This is a genomic window from Ruegeria sp. F12 (assembly GCF_056533885.1).
On record NZ_JBQFOV010000009.1, the window covers coordinates 68,248 to 83,204 of the forward strand.

Sequence of the window (14,957 nt, forward strand, 5' to 3'; positions counted from 1 at the left end):
ATGAGTCGCATACCCACCAAGCAGGAGGTCCTTGACTGGATCTCGGCGAACCCCACCCTGACTTCGAAACGCGATATCGCCAAAGCCTTTGGGATCAAGGGTGCGGCGCGGATCGACCTGAAACGCATCCTGCGCGAGCTTGAGGCCGAGGGCCATCTGGAAAAACGCAAGCGCAGCTATGGCGACCCTGATCGTCTGCCACCGGTCAGTGTGTTGCAGGTCAAGGCTCCGAACGAGGATGGCGACCTGTTTGCGCGCCCGCTGGAGTGGCATGGCGAAGGGGTCGAGCCTATCGTTTTGCTGATTACCCGCGCCAGTGACCCGGCTCTGGGCGAGGGCGACCGGATTTTGGCCCGCCTGACCGTGGTGCATGAGGAAGACCACAACTACGAAGCCCGCCTGATCCGTCGCATCGGCACCAACCCGCGCAAGATCGTCGGCATTTTCCGCAAAGGGGCCGAGGGCGGGCGGATCGTACCCATCGACAAAGCGGGCCAGAATGAATGGCTTGTTCCCGATGGCGCTGTGTTGGGCGCAAAGGACGGTGAGTTGGTCGAGGCCGAACAGGCCGGGCCCAAGAACCGCATGGGCCTGCCCCGCGCCCGCATCGTTGAACGGTTGGGCGACCCCACCGCGCCCAAGGCGGTCTCGCTGATTGCTATCCACCAGCATGGTATCCCTGACGACTTCCCGGACAAGGTGATCGCCGAGGCCGACAAGGCCAAACCCGTCGGTCTGAAGGGCCGCGAAGACCTGCGGGATATGCCGCTGCTAACCATCGACCCCTCGGATGCGCGGGATCATGACGACGCGTGCTATGCGCATGCGGACGATGATCCGAAGAACCCCGGCGGTCACGTGATCTGGGTCGCCATCGCCGATGTCGCCGCCTATGTGCAGCCCGGAACCGCACTGGATCGCGAGGCACGCAAGCGTGGCAATTCCAGCTATTTCCCAGACCGCGTGGTTCCAATGCTGCCTGACCGTCTGTCAGGCGATCTGTGTTCACTGCATGAAGGCGTTCCGCGCGCCTGTATCGCCGTTCGGATGCAGATCGACGCCGAAGGCAACAAGATCGGTCATCGCTTTGTGCGGGGATTGATGCGCTCGGTTGCGTCGCTGCACTATGCTGAAGTGCAGGAGGCCATCGACGGGTCGCCGAATGATCGCACCGGCCCACTGTTAGAGACAGTTCTGAAGCCGCTCTATGCCGCTTATGCCGCGCTGAAAACCGCACGGGCAGAGCGTCAACCGCTGGAGCTGGACCTCCCCGAACGCAAGATCGTGCTCAGCGACACGGGTGAAGTGACCAGCGTCGCGTTCCGCGATCGTCTGGACGCGCATAAGCTGATCGAAGAGTTCATGATCCTCGCCAATGTGGCCGCCGCTGAAACTCTGATTGCCAAGCGCCGCCCGCTGCTGTTCCGTGTCCACGAAGAACCCGCGCCAGAGAAGCTGGAAAGCCTGCGGGAAACTGCTCAGGCTGCCGGTTTGAACCTTGCGAAAGGGCAGGTGCTGCAAACACGCCACCTCAACGCGCTGCTGAACGCTGCTGCGGGCACTGAAGATGCCGAGTTGATCAACCTGAGCACCCTGCGGTCGATGGCGCAGGCCTATTACAACCCCGAGAACTTCGGCCATTTCGGGCTGGCGCTGCGGAATTACGCGCATTTCACTTCGCCCATCCGCCGCTACGCCGACCTGATCGTGCATCGGGCGCTGATCTCGGCCCATGGTTGGGGCAAGGATGGGCTTACCGAGGATGAAATTGCGCGGCTGGACGAAACCGCCACCCATATCTCGGACACCGAGCGGCGTTCGATGATGGCCGAGCGTGACACAACCGACCGCTATCTGGCCGCCTATCTGAGCGAGCGGGTGGGTAACGAGTTCACCGGCCGCATCAGCGGCATCGCGCGGTTCGGGGCCTTTGTGAAGATGGACGAAACCGGCGCTGATGGGTTGGTGCCCGTGCGATCCTTGGGGCGTGAGTTTTTTCATTTCGACCGCGAGGCCGGGACGCTGATGGGATCAGACACCGGGCTGATTATCGCCATCGGCCAACGCGTCACGGTGCGCCTGACTGAGGCGACGCCGGTTACGGGCGGGTTGGAGCTGGAGTTGCTGTCCATCGACGATCAGGCCCTGCCGCGTGGGCGAGGTCCGGTGAAACGCGGCGCGCGGCGAAAGGCGCTAAGCAACAAGCGAAAGAAAGACAAGATCAAGCGCAAGGTCGAACGCAAGCGCCGGCAGAAGTAGGCGCCCTGGCCGGGCCTCAGGTCACGAACCGGTGCCGTCAGCATGCGTTCGCTGGGCAAAACACGGCGCATCGGTCTTTTGCGCGCTTTGTGAATTTCCCGTTTTGCGCTATTCTTGGCCTTGAGCAGTAATCAGGACATTCGACATGCGTAAAAGCATCAGCGGCGCCGTGACCGTCGCGCTATGGGCGTCCCTTTTGCAGGTATCGCCGGGTCACGCAGAAGACGGGTCAGGGGCTTTTCAGGTGGCCTCGGCGGATGTGACGGTTTCGCTGCGTCCGGCCTTGCGGCCATCGACACAGGAGTATCGGGTGGCAACCGAAGGAAACGCACGCTTTCAGGCATGGTTGGGCGCCTTTCGCAAACGGGCGCTGGAACAGGGGATTTCGGCGGGTACTTTGGACCGGTCACTGACCGGGCTGACCTATGACAAGGACGTCATCAAACGGGACCGCAATCAGGCCGAGTTCTCAAAACCGATCTGGGACTATCTGGATTCCGCTGTGTCGAGCAAACGCATCGCTGGTGGGCGTGCCGGGTTGGATGACTACAGTCAAACCCTGAACAAGATCGAAAAGAAATATGGCGTCGAAAAAGAGGTTGTGACCGCGATCTGGGGGCTTGAGACCTCGTATGGATCATTCAAAGGCGGGGATCAGACGATCCGCTCGCTGGCGACATTGGCCTTTGACGCCCGCCGCGCGCAGTTTTTCGAGGCGCAGCTGGTTGCGGCTTTGCAGATTGTCGAGGCCGGGGATGTAGCGCCGTCCAATATGGTTGGAAGTTGGGCGGGTGCGATGGGGCATACGCAGTTCATGCCGACCTCGTATCTGGAACATGCGGTGGATTTCGACCGCGATGGTCGCAGGGATATCTGGGCCGATGATCCAACGGATGCACTAGCCTCGGCCGCGTCTTATCTGGCGCGCCATGGGTGGAAAAAGGGTCAGCCCTGGGGGGTCGAAGTGCGGTTGCCTGAAGGGTTCGACTATAGCCAGGCGCGGCGGGATTATACTCTGAAACCATCGCAATGGGCGCGGCAGGGGGTGGTGACACCGCAAGGCCGTGCGGTTCCCAACCATGGTAAGGCCGCGATCCTGCTGCCTGCTGGTGGGCAGGGGGTTGCGTTGATGGTCTTCGACAATTTCCGGGTGATCGAGAAGTACAATAGCGCGGATGCCTATGTGATCGGGGTCGGGCACCTGTCGGACCGTTTGGCGGGTGGCGCGCCGTTTCAAGGCGCGTGGCCACGTGGCGACCGGGTGCTGAGCTTTACCGAGAAGAAAGAGCTTCAGACCCGCTTGACTGAAGCCGGGTTTGATACGCAGGGCGTGGATGGACGCACGGGCCCAAATACGGTCAATGCTGTGCGAGAATATCAGCTCGCGCAGGGGTTGGTGCCGGATGGCTACCCGTCCCTGCGGTTGCTTGAGCGGTTGAGGTAAAGGGGGCGCTGCCCCCGCCGCGGCAGGCCGCGACTCCCCCGAGATATTTTTGGCCAGATGAAGCTGCGCGGATCAATTGGCGGCTCTCATCAATCCCTGTTTGGTGATTTCTGCATGCGCTTCGTCCAGTGATTTGTGGATGCGCAGGAACATTTCGTCGATATCCGCAGGTGTCACAATCAGCGGTGGCGAGATAATCATGCGGTCGCCGACATGGCGCATGATCAGATTGTTGGCAAAGCAGCGCTCGCGGCAGATCAAGCCGATCGTTCCAGCTTCGGATGCGAATTTTGCACGGCTGGATTTGTCCGGGGTTAGGGCGATTGAGCCCATCATGCCGACAATTTTCGCTTCACCCACCAGCGGGTGGCTGGTCAGAGCTTCCCATTTTTTTTTCAGGTAGGGGGCGGCGACGTCGCGGACGTGGTCCACTATGCGTTCCTCTTCGAGGATGCGCAGGTTTTCCAACGCCACGGCGGCGGCAACAGGGTGACCGGAATAGGTATAGCCGTGGTTGAATTCGGTATCGCCGATAACTTTGGCGATGTCGTCGTTGACGATGGACCCGCCGATGGGGGCGTAGCCCGAGCTGAGGCCCTTGGCGATGGTCATGATGTGCGGGCGGATGCCCATGGTTTGTGAGCCGAACCAGCTTCCGGTGCGACCGAAGCCGCAGATCACCTCATCGGCGATCAGCAGGATTTCGTATTTGTCGCAGATGCGCTGGATTTCCGGCCAATAGGTTTCGGGAGCTACAATCACGCCACCCGCGCCCTGCACGGGTTCGGCGATGAAGGCTGCAACGCGGTTTTCGCCCAACTCCAGAATCGCCTCTTCCAATTCACGCGCACGGGCCAGGCCGAACTCTTCTGGCGCCATGTCGCCGCCCTCGGCCCACCAGTTGGGTTGATTGATATGATGGACATTTGGGATCGGAATGCCGCCCTGAGCATGCATCCCAGCCATTCCGCCAAGCGACGCTGAGCCTACGGATGAGCCGTGATAGGCGTTGTGGCGGCTGATGATGATATTCTTGTCAGGCTGGCCTTTTTCGGCCCAATAGGTGCGAACGAGGCGGATATTGGTGTCATTTGCCTCGGACCCGCTGCCTGCAAAAAACACATGGTTCAGATCGCCTGGCGCCAGTTCGGCCAGTTTGTTGGCCAAGGCGATGGCGGGGACATGGGTGGTCTTGAAGAAGGTGTTGTAGTAGGGAAGCTCGCGCATTTGGCGGGCGGCGGCATCCGCCAGTTCATCGCGGCCATAGCCGATATTCACGCACCAGAGCCCGGCCATGGCATCCAGAATCTGTTCCCCTTCACTGTCGGACAAATAGATACCATTGGCGCCGGTAATGACTCGCACACCGTCCTTGCTCAGGTCCGCATTGGTCGAGAAAGGGTGCATATGGTGGGCAGCGTCCAGCGCCTGCAACTCGGCGGTCGGCATGTGGTTGGTGATGGTCGACATCGGGGAATCTCCTGCAAGAGCGGTTGGCGATCACAATATGATCAAATTTTTCCCTGTCAATCGAATCGCACTATTCTAGGACGTCGATAGTGCTTCGGCCATCAGTTCCATCCCTTGTTCGATGTCTTGCGCGGTGGCTTTTGCAACGCGCTGGGGGTCTTGATCACGCAGTGCCGAGACGATGTCCTTATGGCGATCCGGCAGGCTTTGAGTTCCGAACCGGCCGCATACGACTCGTAGGGACGGGCCGAACCGAAGCCACAGACTTTCGGCCAAATCGTTCAGAATCGGGGCGTCGGCATGGGCGTACAGAGTTTGGTGGAACTGGTGGTTCAGGCGCAGATAGCCGCCGACATCTCCGTCCGCGATGGTGCGGTCCAATCGTTGATCGATGCGGGCGAGTGCGTCTATCTCGGCCTTGCTCATGTTAAGGGTCGCACGTCTGGAAAGCTCTGATTCTATTGCAATTCTTGCAAAAATCATTTGCCCGACATCACTGTCCTTCAGCAAAGGTACACTGACCCGGCGGTTGCCTTGAAACACCAGTGCGCCGTCCGAGATCAGCCTTCGGATCGCCTCGCGTACAGGGGTCATGCCAACTCCAAGCGAATCAGTCAGTCCTTGTATGGTAACAGGCTGTCCGGGCACCAGATCGCCGTACATGATCTGTGCGCGCAGTGTCTGATAGACCTGTTCATGCGCCGGCTGTTTCTGATCCCCGGAGACCTGTGAAACCGCCTTATTTTTGATCAAATCCAAGTGGTTTACCCTATTTTCGACTATGTTGACTTGCCAGGAATCTGACCTCGTGAAACCATACGATGGATCGGGGGAAAACGCAAAACTTGATCAAATCCAAAAAAACGGGAAAATACCCGCACACTTGCAGGGAGAAGAAAATGTCAATCAAAACGCTGACACTGACAGCGGTCATCGCATTGGGGACTTCGGCGGCCTTCGCCGAAGAGGTGCGTGTCTACAATTGGTCGGACTATATCGACGAGGAGCTGCTGGAGAAGTTCGAGGCCGAAACCGGCCTGACGCTGATCTACGATGTGTTCGACAGCAACGAAGTTTTGGAAACCAAAATGCTGGCTGGCGGATCGGGCTATGATGTGGTTGTGCCCTCGGGCACATTCCTTCAGCGCCAGATCCAGGCTGGGGCTTTCCAGCAACTGGATACGTCGCAGTTGGACAATTCAGGCAACCTTTGGGATGTCATTCAGGAACGCACTGCGGGCTATGACCCCGACAACGCCTATTCGATCAACTACATGTGGGGCACCACCGGGATCGGTGTGAATGTTGGCAAAGTGCGTGAGCTGCTGGGCGACGATGTTGCGCTGAATAGCATGGAGCTGGTGCTGAAACCTGAGAATATGGAAAAGCTGGCCGGTTGCGGCGTTCATTTCCTGGATGCGCCCGCGGAAATGATTCCGATGACGCTGCAATTTTTGGGCGAAGACCCTGACAGCCATGATCCCAAGGTGATCGGCAAGGTCGAAGAAGTGCTGACCAGCGTGCGCCCCTACATCCAGAAATTCCACAGCTCGGAATACATCAACGCGCTGGCCAATGGCGATATCTGCGTGGCCGTGGGTTGGTCGGGTGATATTCTTCAGGCCCGTGACCGTGCCGCCGAGGCCGACAACGGAGTCGAGATTGAATATCACCCCTTCGCCGAAGGCTCGCTGATGTGGTTCGACCAGATGGCGATTCCGGCGGATGCACCGAACCCGGAAGGTGCGCATAAGTTCCTGAACTTCATCCTGGATGCCAACAACATGGCTGCGGCGTCGAACTATGTGTACTACGCCAATGGCAACAAGGCCTCGCAAGAGTTTCTTGAGGAAGACGTGATCGGCGATCCGGCGATCTATCCGGACGACGCAACGATGCAGAATCTCTACATCACCACGCCCTACCCGGCAAAAACGCAGCGGGTTGTGACCCGTCTGTGGACCAAGATCAAATCGGGTACCTGATCCGATTTCCTAAGGCAGGGCGGGTTTTCCGCCCTGCCGTTTTTCCCAAGATTGCCGAACGGGGGCTGTAGTGAACTCTGACGTCTTTGCGCCGTGGGAAGACCCACAGGCGAAACCCTTGATCCAATTCCAGAATGTCACCAAGCGGTTTGGAGACTTTACGGCAATCGACAACCTGTCTCTGGATATTTTCGAGAAAGAATTTTTCGCTCTACTGGGGCCTTCGGGCTGCGGCAAGACCACAATGATGCGGATGTTGGCGGGGTTCGAGACGCCCACAGAAGGCCACATTATGTTGGGCGGTCAGGATATCGACCCGATCCCACCGAACAAGCGGGCGGTGAACATGATGTTCCAATCCTACGCACTGTTCCCCCATCTGAGCATCTGGGAAAACATCGCCTTTGGTCTGCGCCGGGACAACATACCCAAACGCGACCTTGAGGACAGAGTCGAAGAAATGCTGCGCCTGACCCGGCTGACGCAATTCGCGCGTCGTAAACCGCACCAGATCTCGGGCGGGCAGCGGCAGCGGGTCGCTTTAGCACGGTCTTTGGCGAAAGCGCCAAAACTATTGCTGCTGGACGAACCGTTGGGCGCGCTGGACAAGAAGCTGCGGCAGGACACGCAGTTCGAGCTGATGGATATTCAGGAAAAGACCGGCACCACCTTTGTCATCGTGACCCACGATCAGGAGGAAGCTATGACCGTGGCGAGCCGCGTGGCCGTAATGGATCAGGGACAGCTGATGCAAGTCGCCACGCCGGACCGGATTTATGAGAACCCCAACTCGGTCTATGTCGCAGACTTTATTGGCGACGTGAACATCATTGAAGGCCGCGCCACCGCCAATGGTGAAGACACCTATCAGATCGATTGGGCCGAAGGGCAGGCCCCGTTGACCGCGACCTCGGCCAAAGGGTTTGCGCGGGGGCAGGCCTGTCATCTGGCCATCCGCCCCGAGAAGGTAACTATCTCGGCCGACCGCCCGGCGGACGCGATCAATGCGGTGCAAGGCAAGGTCCATGACATCGCCTATTTGGGGAACCTGTCCACCTATCACGTCGAATTGCCCAACGGCACGATCATCAAGGCGCAGACGGCCAATACCCGCCGTATCTCGCGCCGTTCATTCACGTGGGAAGACCCGGTCTGGCTGTCCTGGACAGCAACGGCTGCGGTTCTGCTGGCCGACTGATGCGCCGCGCCTTTCTGATCGCCGTCCCCTATGTCTGGCTGCTGGCGCTGTTCTTGGTGCCGTTCTTCATCGTCCTGAAAATCTCGCTGTCGGATATCGCGCTGGCGATTCCGCCTTATACGCCGACGCTGGACTTTTCGCAGGGCTGGTCGGGCATCAAGGATTTCTCCAGCCAGCTTGACCTGGAAAACTATGTCTGGCTGACCGAGGATGACCTTTACTGGAAAGCCTACCTGTCCAGCGTAAAAATCGCTCTGATTTCGACGTTTTTGACCCTGCTAGTGGGGTATCCGATCGCCTATGGCATGGCCCGCGCGCCTGCCGAGTGGCGCCCGACGCTGATGATGCTGGTGATCCTGCCCTTCTGGACCTCGTTCCTGATCCGCGTTTATGCGTGGATGGGTATCCTGTCGAACGAAGGTTATCTGAACCAGTTGCTGCTGTGGACAGGGCTGATCTCGACCCCGCTGACCATTCTGAACACCAACACTGCCGTCTATATCGGCATCGTCTACACCTATCTGCCGTTCATGATCCTGCCGATCTATTCGGCGCTGGAACGGATGGACGAATCCCTGATCGAGGCCGCCGAAGACCTTGGTTGTTCGCGGGTTCAAGCCTTTTGGCTTGTGACAATCCCGCTGTCGCGCCCCGGCATCATAGCAGGCTGTTTCCTTGTGATGATCCCGGTGATTGGCGAATTCGTCATCCCCTCGCTTCTGGGCGGGTCAGGCACGTTGATGATCGGCAAGGTTTTGTGGGAGGAGTTCTTCTCGAACCGCGACTGGCCCGTGGCGAGCGCCGTGGCCGTAGTATTGCTGCTGATCCTTGTGATCCCAATCGTGCTGTTCCAGCGCAACCAGCAGAAACAGACGGAGGCCGAGCAATGAACAGGCTAAGCTGGTTCAACGCGGTCTCGCTGACGCTGGGATTTGCGTTCCTCTATATCCCGATGATCATCCTGATCATCTTTTCCTTCAACGAAAGCAAGCTGGTCACCGTCTGGGCTGGCTTCTCGACCAAATGGTATGGTGAGCTGGTCCAGAACGAGGCGTTTCTGGATGCGGCATGGGTGACAATCCGGGTGGCTGTGTTCTCGTCTACGCTGGCGACCATTCTGGGCACCGCCGCCGCCTATGTGCTGGTGCGTGGGGGGCGTTTCTTCGGTCGAACGCTGTTCTCCGGTATGATCTACGCCCCGCTGGTGATGCCCGAGGTAATCACCGGCCTGTCGCTGCTGCTGCTGTTCATCGGCATCGGGCTGGATCGCGGTATCCTGACCATCGTTCTGGCGCATACGACCTTTTCGATGTGTTTCGTCTCGGTCGTTGTCTCGTCGCGTTTGGTGACGTTCGATCAGTCGCTGGAAGAGGCCGCTCTGGACCTTGGTTGTTCGCCCGCGCAAGCGTTTCGCCTAGTGACACTGCCGATCATTGCGCCTGCCGTGATTTCCGGCTGGTTGCTGGCCTTTACCCTGTCGCTGGATGATCTGGTGATTGCGTCCTTTACCTCGGGGCCGTCGGCCACAACCCTGCCGATTAAGATCTTCTCGGCGGTCAGGCTGGGTGTCAGCCCCGAGATTAACGCGCTGTCAACGTTGATGATCGCCGTCGTGACAGTGGGCGTCATTACCGCGTCGCTGGTGACAAAACGCGCCATGATGCGACAAAAGCAGGATGAAATGGCCGCGGCACGGGCCGAATGAAACGGCTGTTTCCGGACTATACTTATGGTCCCGGCCCAAGGCAGGGATGCTGGTGGGACGAAACAATTGCCGCCCCCAATTGGCCGGAACAGTCTGGGGATTTGGTCGTTGACGTAGCCATTGTTGGCGCGGGTTTCACTGGCCTGTCCGCCGCGTTGCATCTGACCAAGGCCGGGGCATCCGTCGCTGTGCTTGAGGCCGAAACGCCCGGCTGGGGGGCGTCTGGCCGAAATGGTGGGTTTTGTTGCCTGGGCGGGTCGAAGCTTAACCCCAAGGCCATGACCCGTCTGTTCGGTGAGGCGGCGACAGCGGGCTATGCGCAGGCCGAGGAAGATGCCGTCCATCTGGTCGCCGATCTTCTGAGCAGTTATGAAATCGACGCCGATACCCATTCCAAAGGTGAAACCCAACTGGCGCACAATGCGCGGGCAATGGAGAGGCTGAGGAAAAGCGCCGAGGCCTTGGGTGTTTTGCACGAAGCTGCAGACCTGCCCGCCTTGGGGTTCGGTGGCGCGTTCCGTGGCGGCTATACCACCCCCGTCGGGTTTGGTCTGAACCCAAGGAAGTACCTGTACGGGCTGGCAGACGCCGCCAAAGCGCGCGGCGCCCAGCTCTTTCAGAGAAGCCCGGTGTCAAAAATTGTCAAAACAGCGAACGGCTTTGATGTCCAGACGCCAACTGGCCGGATACAGGCGACAAACGTTCTGATCTGCACCAACGGATATTCCAGCGAGGATGTTCCGGCTTGGATGTCTGGGCGTTATATGCCTGCGCAGTCGACCGTTCTGGTGACGCGGCCTTTGACGCAGGCCGAACTGCAGGCGCAGGGTTGGACTTCGGATCAGATGTCATATGACACCCGGAATTTGTTGCACTATTTCCGCCTGATGCCGGATCGTCGGTTCCTGTTCGGAATGCGCGGCGGCCTTCGGTCCTCGTCGCGTGCCGAGGCCGCCATTCGCCAAAAGGTTTGCCATGACTTTGCGGCGATGTTTCCCGAGTGGCGCGGGGTGGACGTCACTCATATGTGGTCGGGGATGGTGTGCCTGTCCCGCAACCTGATGCCCTATGCCGGTCCGGTGCCAGATCAGCCTGGCATGTTCGCCGGGTTTGCTTATCACGGCAACGGTGTCGCGATGGGAAGCTTTTGCGGACGGGCTCTGGCTCAACTGGCTTTGGGGCATAACCCGGACTTGCCAGAGCCGATGACCCGCAGGCCCGGTCGGTTCCCCCTGGGGCGGTGGCGACGCGCCCTGATGCCGCCTGCCTACGCGATGATGGGGCTTGCGGATTTGTAGCGAGGTCAGAGGGACGCGATTTCCAGTTCTAGCCCGGCGGCATAATCGTCGGCCCCGTTCTCGACCCGCCACAAGCAATAGGCCGCCATCCGCCATGCATACCAGGGGCGCAGCGCGTTGAAACGCGCGAGGATTTGAGGCTGGTCATAGGAGGTCAGAAACGCCGCCTCCTCCTCGGGCGTCAAGGGTGCCCCGCGATAGAGGCGCTGCATAGCTGGGGACAGGAACAAGGCGATATCTTCGCAGGGGTCCCCCAGCGCTGGGCATTGCCAGTCAATCAGCGTCAGACACATATCCGAAACCAGGATGTTTCCGGCTACCGGGTCGCCATGGATGAGGCACGTGTCCGGCGTGGCGGCAACATGGGTCTGCGGGCAAAGCTGTTCCAACCGCTGGCGAACTTGTGTCTTGCACAGACCCAGAATGCGCCGCGTATGATCCCGTAGGTCGTCGCTGCCATTGCATCCGTCGGGTGCGTCAATCCGGATTTCCATACTGTGCAGCCTGCGCAGCAATTGAGCCACCTGCGCGGCCCCGGTTTGCCAGGGCGCACCGGGCGCGTGATCATAGAACACCCAATGCCCATCATTGTCCTGCCCTGCCGCCCGCAGGCGCGGGGCAAACCCTGTGGGGGCAAGTTCCGTCAGGCAGAGCGCCTCAAGCCGGGCATCGTTTCGAAACAGAGGATTGCGCAGCCCTGAACGATACAGTTTGAGCACCTTGTCTCCGTCTCCGCCCAGAACCTTCCAGACCTGATTGGTGCGCCCGCCATAAAGGGTCTGAAAACGCGCCCCGGCCTCGACCATACCTGAGCGGCACAGATCTTCCACAAGGCGGGGCGGAGGTGCGTTTGAAGCGGGCAGAGGGATCACCGGGTCAGGAGTTGAGTCGCGCGTTGCACAGCTTTGGCCTGTCCCGGCGCGCAGATCAAGTTCCGGTTCGAACGCCCGAGACCAGACCGGCCGGTATGACCTGCCCGTTTTCGAGGGTCAGCAACACCGTATCCTCGCCCACCTGCGCCTCGATCACTTGCGCGTATGAGGACATGGGCTGCGTCGACAGAACCTCTTCCCCGTCATAGCTTTCCAATGCGGCAGAGTAGGTTCCAGCCGGAAGCGGCGTGCCGTCCTCTTTGGTTCCAGCCCAGACAAACACGGAATCGGTGGTTTGAACGGTGATCCGTTCAACCTCGGCCCCGTCTGCGTCGCGGATAACCAGAACGGCACCGTCCGCCGCCGGAGCGGCCTGGCCGTAAAGTGTCACCGGCGCGCCGTCGAACTGGAATGGAGAGGTGCTGCGCACATCCATGCCGACCCAACTGGCTAGTTCCTCCAGATTCATGCTGCTCATCGACAGGGTCAGGGCCGTCAGCAGGTCATTTGTCTGCACCTGTTGTTCCACCATCGAAAACTGCGCCAGTTGCGCGGCGTATTCCGAGGAATCCAGCGGCTCCAACGGGTCTTGGTGACGGGCTTGAGCGGTCAGCATCAGCAAAAAGGTCTCAAAATCCGAGGCCAGCGCGGCCGTCTGACCTGAGGACGCCGCCAATGGATTGGCTTTCTGCGTGGTTGAAGCGATAGGAGAGATCATGGGTCACAGCCTTATGTCGATGCGCCCGGACGTGCCAAGGTTGACCGGGCGCTGGAGAGTGGCAGAGGTGAGTTCGGATTGTACCGTCTCAGAAAAAGAATTTTCACCGGAGTCCGATGGGTCCTGTCCCTTGTCGGCGGAGTTGCCCAAGTCGAAGGACAGATCGCCGAAGCCGAGGCTTTTGAACTCGGCCTCAAGCACAGCAAGATGGCGGCGCATCAAGTCCAGCGTCTCGGGACGTTCCGCCGCGATGGTCAGATGCAGCCCATCATCACGCCCATTCAGAACCATCGAGACGCGCCCCAGTTCTTCAGGGTTCAGCGCGATTTCCACCGCACCTGATTGAGGCCGTGCGGTGATCGCTGCCGCCATCTGTCCGGCAATGGCCCGAGCAACCTCGGACCGTGCGGTCGCTGGCAGATTTGCCGTCGCCGTCTCGCGCACCGATGCGGTCGCGCCGGTTTCCTTCACGATCAGGCCTTCCTCTACCTCGTTGAGAGGAGTTGAATCGGTGTGTGCAGCGGCATTTTCCGATACCAGAAGTTGCATCTGCATAAGGTTGGGTACTTGGGTCGGTGCAGCAGGTGGTTTTGGATTTGCAGCCGACTCAACATGTGGCTCCTGGGAAATCGGCGAAGTTAGAACTTCCTTCTTTGCGGAAAACGGCGTTGGAGCCGCAGCGATTGCAAAAGCAGGAACTGACCTGCTCTCTGCTTTTGGCAATGTCGGAAGATTTGGTGAATCCTCAGGGAAGTCATCGTTGAAAACAGGCGATACCTCGGCGCGTCGATCGCCCATATTGCGCTTTGGAGGTTCTGCAAGAGCTTCGTCAGATCGTATGCTATCACCCGTTTCCGCCAAATTGTGCGGAATCCCAGCGACCGCCGGCGCAGCGTCAGGTCGCGACAGTGGGTGCGATTTGAACGTCTGCGAACCTGTTTCAACAGGCAAACCTTTTTCCACGACTATCTGCAGATCTTTGGCTTCTTCCCAATCCGAGTCGGGCACCGTTTCGGTATCCAGCAGAGAAACAAGATCTTCTGTCTGTTCGGATAGGCTCTGCTCGGGCGGCGCCTGATCATCCAGAACGGATTGAAAAGACATATCGGCCTTTTGTCCCGAACCATCGGCAGGTTGGGGAGAAATTTTGGCGTTATTTTGGGCGGGTATCACCGCTGTAAGAGGATTGGGCATTTTGCTCCCACTCAGGTTGTCTGGCCACAAACCTGCCCGCAGGAAGTTACGTTTATTTTAACTGCTTTCCTTTTTGATCGAGAAAGTTCGATGCAAATTTCGGAGAAAGCGATGAAGATTACAGCACCAGCCTTCCCTGCAATGCCCGCGTCCTCGGCGGATAGAATCAAGGCCGCAGCGGTCGAGCTTGAGGCGGCATTCCTGTCGGAAATGCTGAATTCCGCCGGGTTGGGGGAGGCACGCAGTTCGTTCGGAGGCGGTGCGGGCGAAGATCAGTTTTCCTCGTTCCTTGTCCAGCATCAGGCCCGCCAACTGGCCGAAACCGGTGGCGTGGGCCTGTCGGAAATTCTGTTTCAATCAATGATGGAGACAACCAATGACGACCAAACCTGACATGGGGCTTCTTAAGTCTTTGGAAGAGGTTCTGGACCTTGAGCGCAACGCGCTGGTGCAGGGTGATCTGGATCAGCTGACCCAGATGGCGCCCGAGAAGGAAAAGCTTATCGATGCAGTCAATGATTTGCAGGTGCTGGACAGCGAAGATCTGATTCGTCTGCAAGACAAGGTCGCGCGCAATCAGGCGTTGCTTGGCAGTGCAGCGGACGGAATTCGCGCCGTTGCAGACCGCATGGCCGAACTGCGCCGGGTACACGGCGAATTCAGCACCTATGGTGCCGACGGGCAGCGCAGCGATTTTGCCGTGCGCAGCCACGCCAAGCTGGAAAAACGCGCCTAGGTGGCGGTTTGATTCAAATCCAAAATTTCCAGCCTAGGGCCTTTAGCACTCCGTTAGGAGATCAGGGGCCAAGGTGAT

14 protein-coding genes are annotated in these 14,957 nt (G+C 59.1%); 9 read left to right on the forward strand and 5 right to left on the reverse strand.

Annotated features, from left to right (window positions below):
* Together rnr and ACR0CA_RS13290 are read left to right on the forward strand one after the other, a co-directional pair.
* Nucleotides 1-2,259, forward strand: a complete 2,259-nt coding sequence (gene rnr / locus ACR0CA_RS13285; RefSeq protein ID WP_480899512.1) for a ribonuclease R — start codon at nt 1-3, stop codon at nt 2,257-2,259.
* A gap of 145 nt (nt 2,260-2,404) precedes the next feature.
* A complete protein-coding gene (locus ACR0CA_RS13290) occupies nt 2,405-3,703 on the forward strand; it encodes a lytic murein transglycosylase (RefSeq protein ID WP_170783106.1) in 1,299 nt (432 codons plus the stop codon).
* A 72-nt stretch (nt 3,704-3,775) separates the two neighbouring features.
* Here the strand turns inward: ACR0CA_RS13290 and ACR0CA_RS13295 are convergent, their stop codons facing one another.
* Together ACR0CA_RS13295 and ACR0CA_RS13300 are read right to left on the reverse strand one after the other, a co-directional pair.
* Nucleotides 3,776-5,173 carry an aspartate aminotransferase family protein gene (locus ACR0CA_RS13295; protein WP_480899514.1) on the reverse strand — a complete coding sequence of 466 codons (1,398 nt, stop codon included), beginning with the start codon at nt 5,171-5,173 and terminating at the stop codon, nt 3,776-3,778.
* A gap of 75 nt (nt 5,174-5,248) precedes the next feature.
* Nucleotides 5,249-5,932: a GntR family transcriptional regulator gene (locus tag ACR0CA_RS13300; RefSeq protein WP_480505204.1), complete on the reverse strand. Its 684-nt coding sequence runs from the start codon at nt 5,930-5,932 to the stop codon at nt 5,249-5,251.
* A 140-nt stretch (nt 5,933-6,072) separates the two neighbouring features.
* On the opposite strand from ACR0CA_RS13300, the gene ACR0CA_RS13305 reads away from it, so the two are divergent.
* The 5 genes from ACR0CA_RS13305 (at nt 6,073) to ACR0CA_RS13325 (ending at nt 11,359) form a co-directional block, all read left to right on the forward strand.
* Nucleotides 6,073-7,158: a polyamine ABC transporter substrate-binding protein gene (locus ACR0CA_RS13305; protein ID WP_170774881.1), complete on the forward strand. Its 1,086-nt coding sequence runs from the start codon at nt 6,073-6,075 to the stop codon at nt 7,156-7,158.
* 70 nt (nt 7,159-7,228) lie between these two features.
* On the forward strand, nt 7,229-8,356 hold the full coding sequence (locus ACR0CA_RS13310) for an ABC transporter ATP-binding protein (RefSeq protein ID WP_480505208.1): 1,128 nt from the start codon (nt 7,229-7,231) through the stop codon (nt 8,354-8,356).
* The gene (locus ACR0CA_RS13315; RefSeq protein WP_480899516.1) at nt 8,356-9,246 is read left to right on the forward strand and encodes an ABC transporter permease subunit; all 891 of its coding nucleotides are present in this window, start codon (nt 8,356-8,358) and stop codon (nt 9,244-9,246) included. The genes ACR0CA_RS13310 and ACR0CA_RS13315 overlap by 1 nt, the downstream gene beginning before the upstream one ends.
* Nucleotides 9,243-10,061, forward strand: coding sequence for an ABC transporter permease (locus tag ACR0CA_RS13320; protein WP_170774875.1), 819 nt, complete (start codon nt 9,243-9,245; stop codon nt 10,059-10,061). Before ACR0CA_RS13315 ends, ACR0CA_RS13320 begins: the two co-directional genes overlap by 4 nt.
* Nucleotides 10,058-11,359, forward strand: a complete 1,302-nt coding sequence (locus tag ACR0CA_RS13325) for an NAD(P)/FAD-dependent oxidoreductase (protein ID WP_480899517.1) — start codon at nt 10,058-10,060, stop codon at nt 11,357-11,359. The genes ACR0CA_RS13320 and ACR0CA_RS13325 overlap by 4 nt, the downstream gene beginning before the upstream one ends.
* 5 nt (nt 11,360-11,364) lie before the next feature.
* Here the strand turns inward: ACR0CA_RS13325 and ACR0CA_RS13330 are convergent, their stop codons facing one another.
* The 3 genes from ACR0CA_RS13330 to ACR0CA_RS13340 are packed head-to-tail and all read right to left on the reverse strand — an operon-like array spanning nt 11,365 to nt 14,143.
* Nucleotides 11,365-12,231, reverse strand: coding sequence for a phosphotransferase family protein (locus ACR0CA_RS13330; protein ID WP_480899518.1), 867 nt, complete (start codon nt 12,229-12,231; stop codon nt 11,365-11,367).
* A gap of 55 nt (nt 12,232-12,286) precedes the next feature.
* On the reverse strand, nt 12,287-12,949 hold the full coding sequence (locus ACR0CA_RS13335) for a flagellar hook capping FlgD N-terminal domain-containing protein (RefSeq protein ID WP_170791276.1): 663 nt from the start codon (nt 12,947-12,949) through the stop codon (nt 12,287-12,289).
* Between the two features lie 3 nt (nt 12,950-12,952).
* Entirely contained in the window at nt 12,953-14,143 is a 1,191-nt protein-coding gene (locus ACR0CA_RS13340; protein WP_480899520.1) for a flagellar hook-length control protein FliK, read from the reverse strand.
* A 111-nt stretch (nt 14,144-14,254) separates the two neighbouring features.
* Between ACR0CA_RS13340 and ACR0CA_RS13345 the strand changes: the two genes are divergently transcribed.
* Nucleotides 14,255-14,536, forward strand: coding sequence for a rod-binding protein (locus ACR0CA_RS13345; protein ID WP_170774867.1), 282 nt, complete (start codon nt 14,255-14,257; stop codon nt 14,534-14,536).
* Nucleotides 14,520-14,879 carry a flagellar protein FlgN gene (locus ACR0CA_RS13350; protein WP_237218066.1) on the forward strand — a complete coding sequence of 120 codons (360 nt, stop codon included), beginning with the start codon at nt 14,520-14,522 and terminating at the stop codon, nt 14,877-14,879. Before ACR0CA_RS13345 ends, ACR0CA_RS13350 begins: the two co-directional genes overlap by 17 nt.
* Nucleotides 14,880-14,957 lie beyond the last annotated feature (78 nt).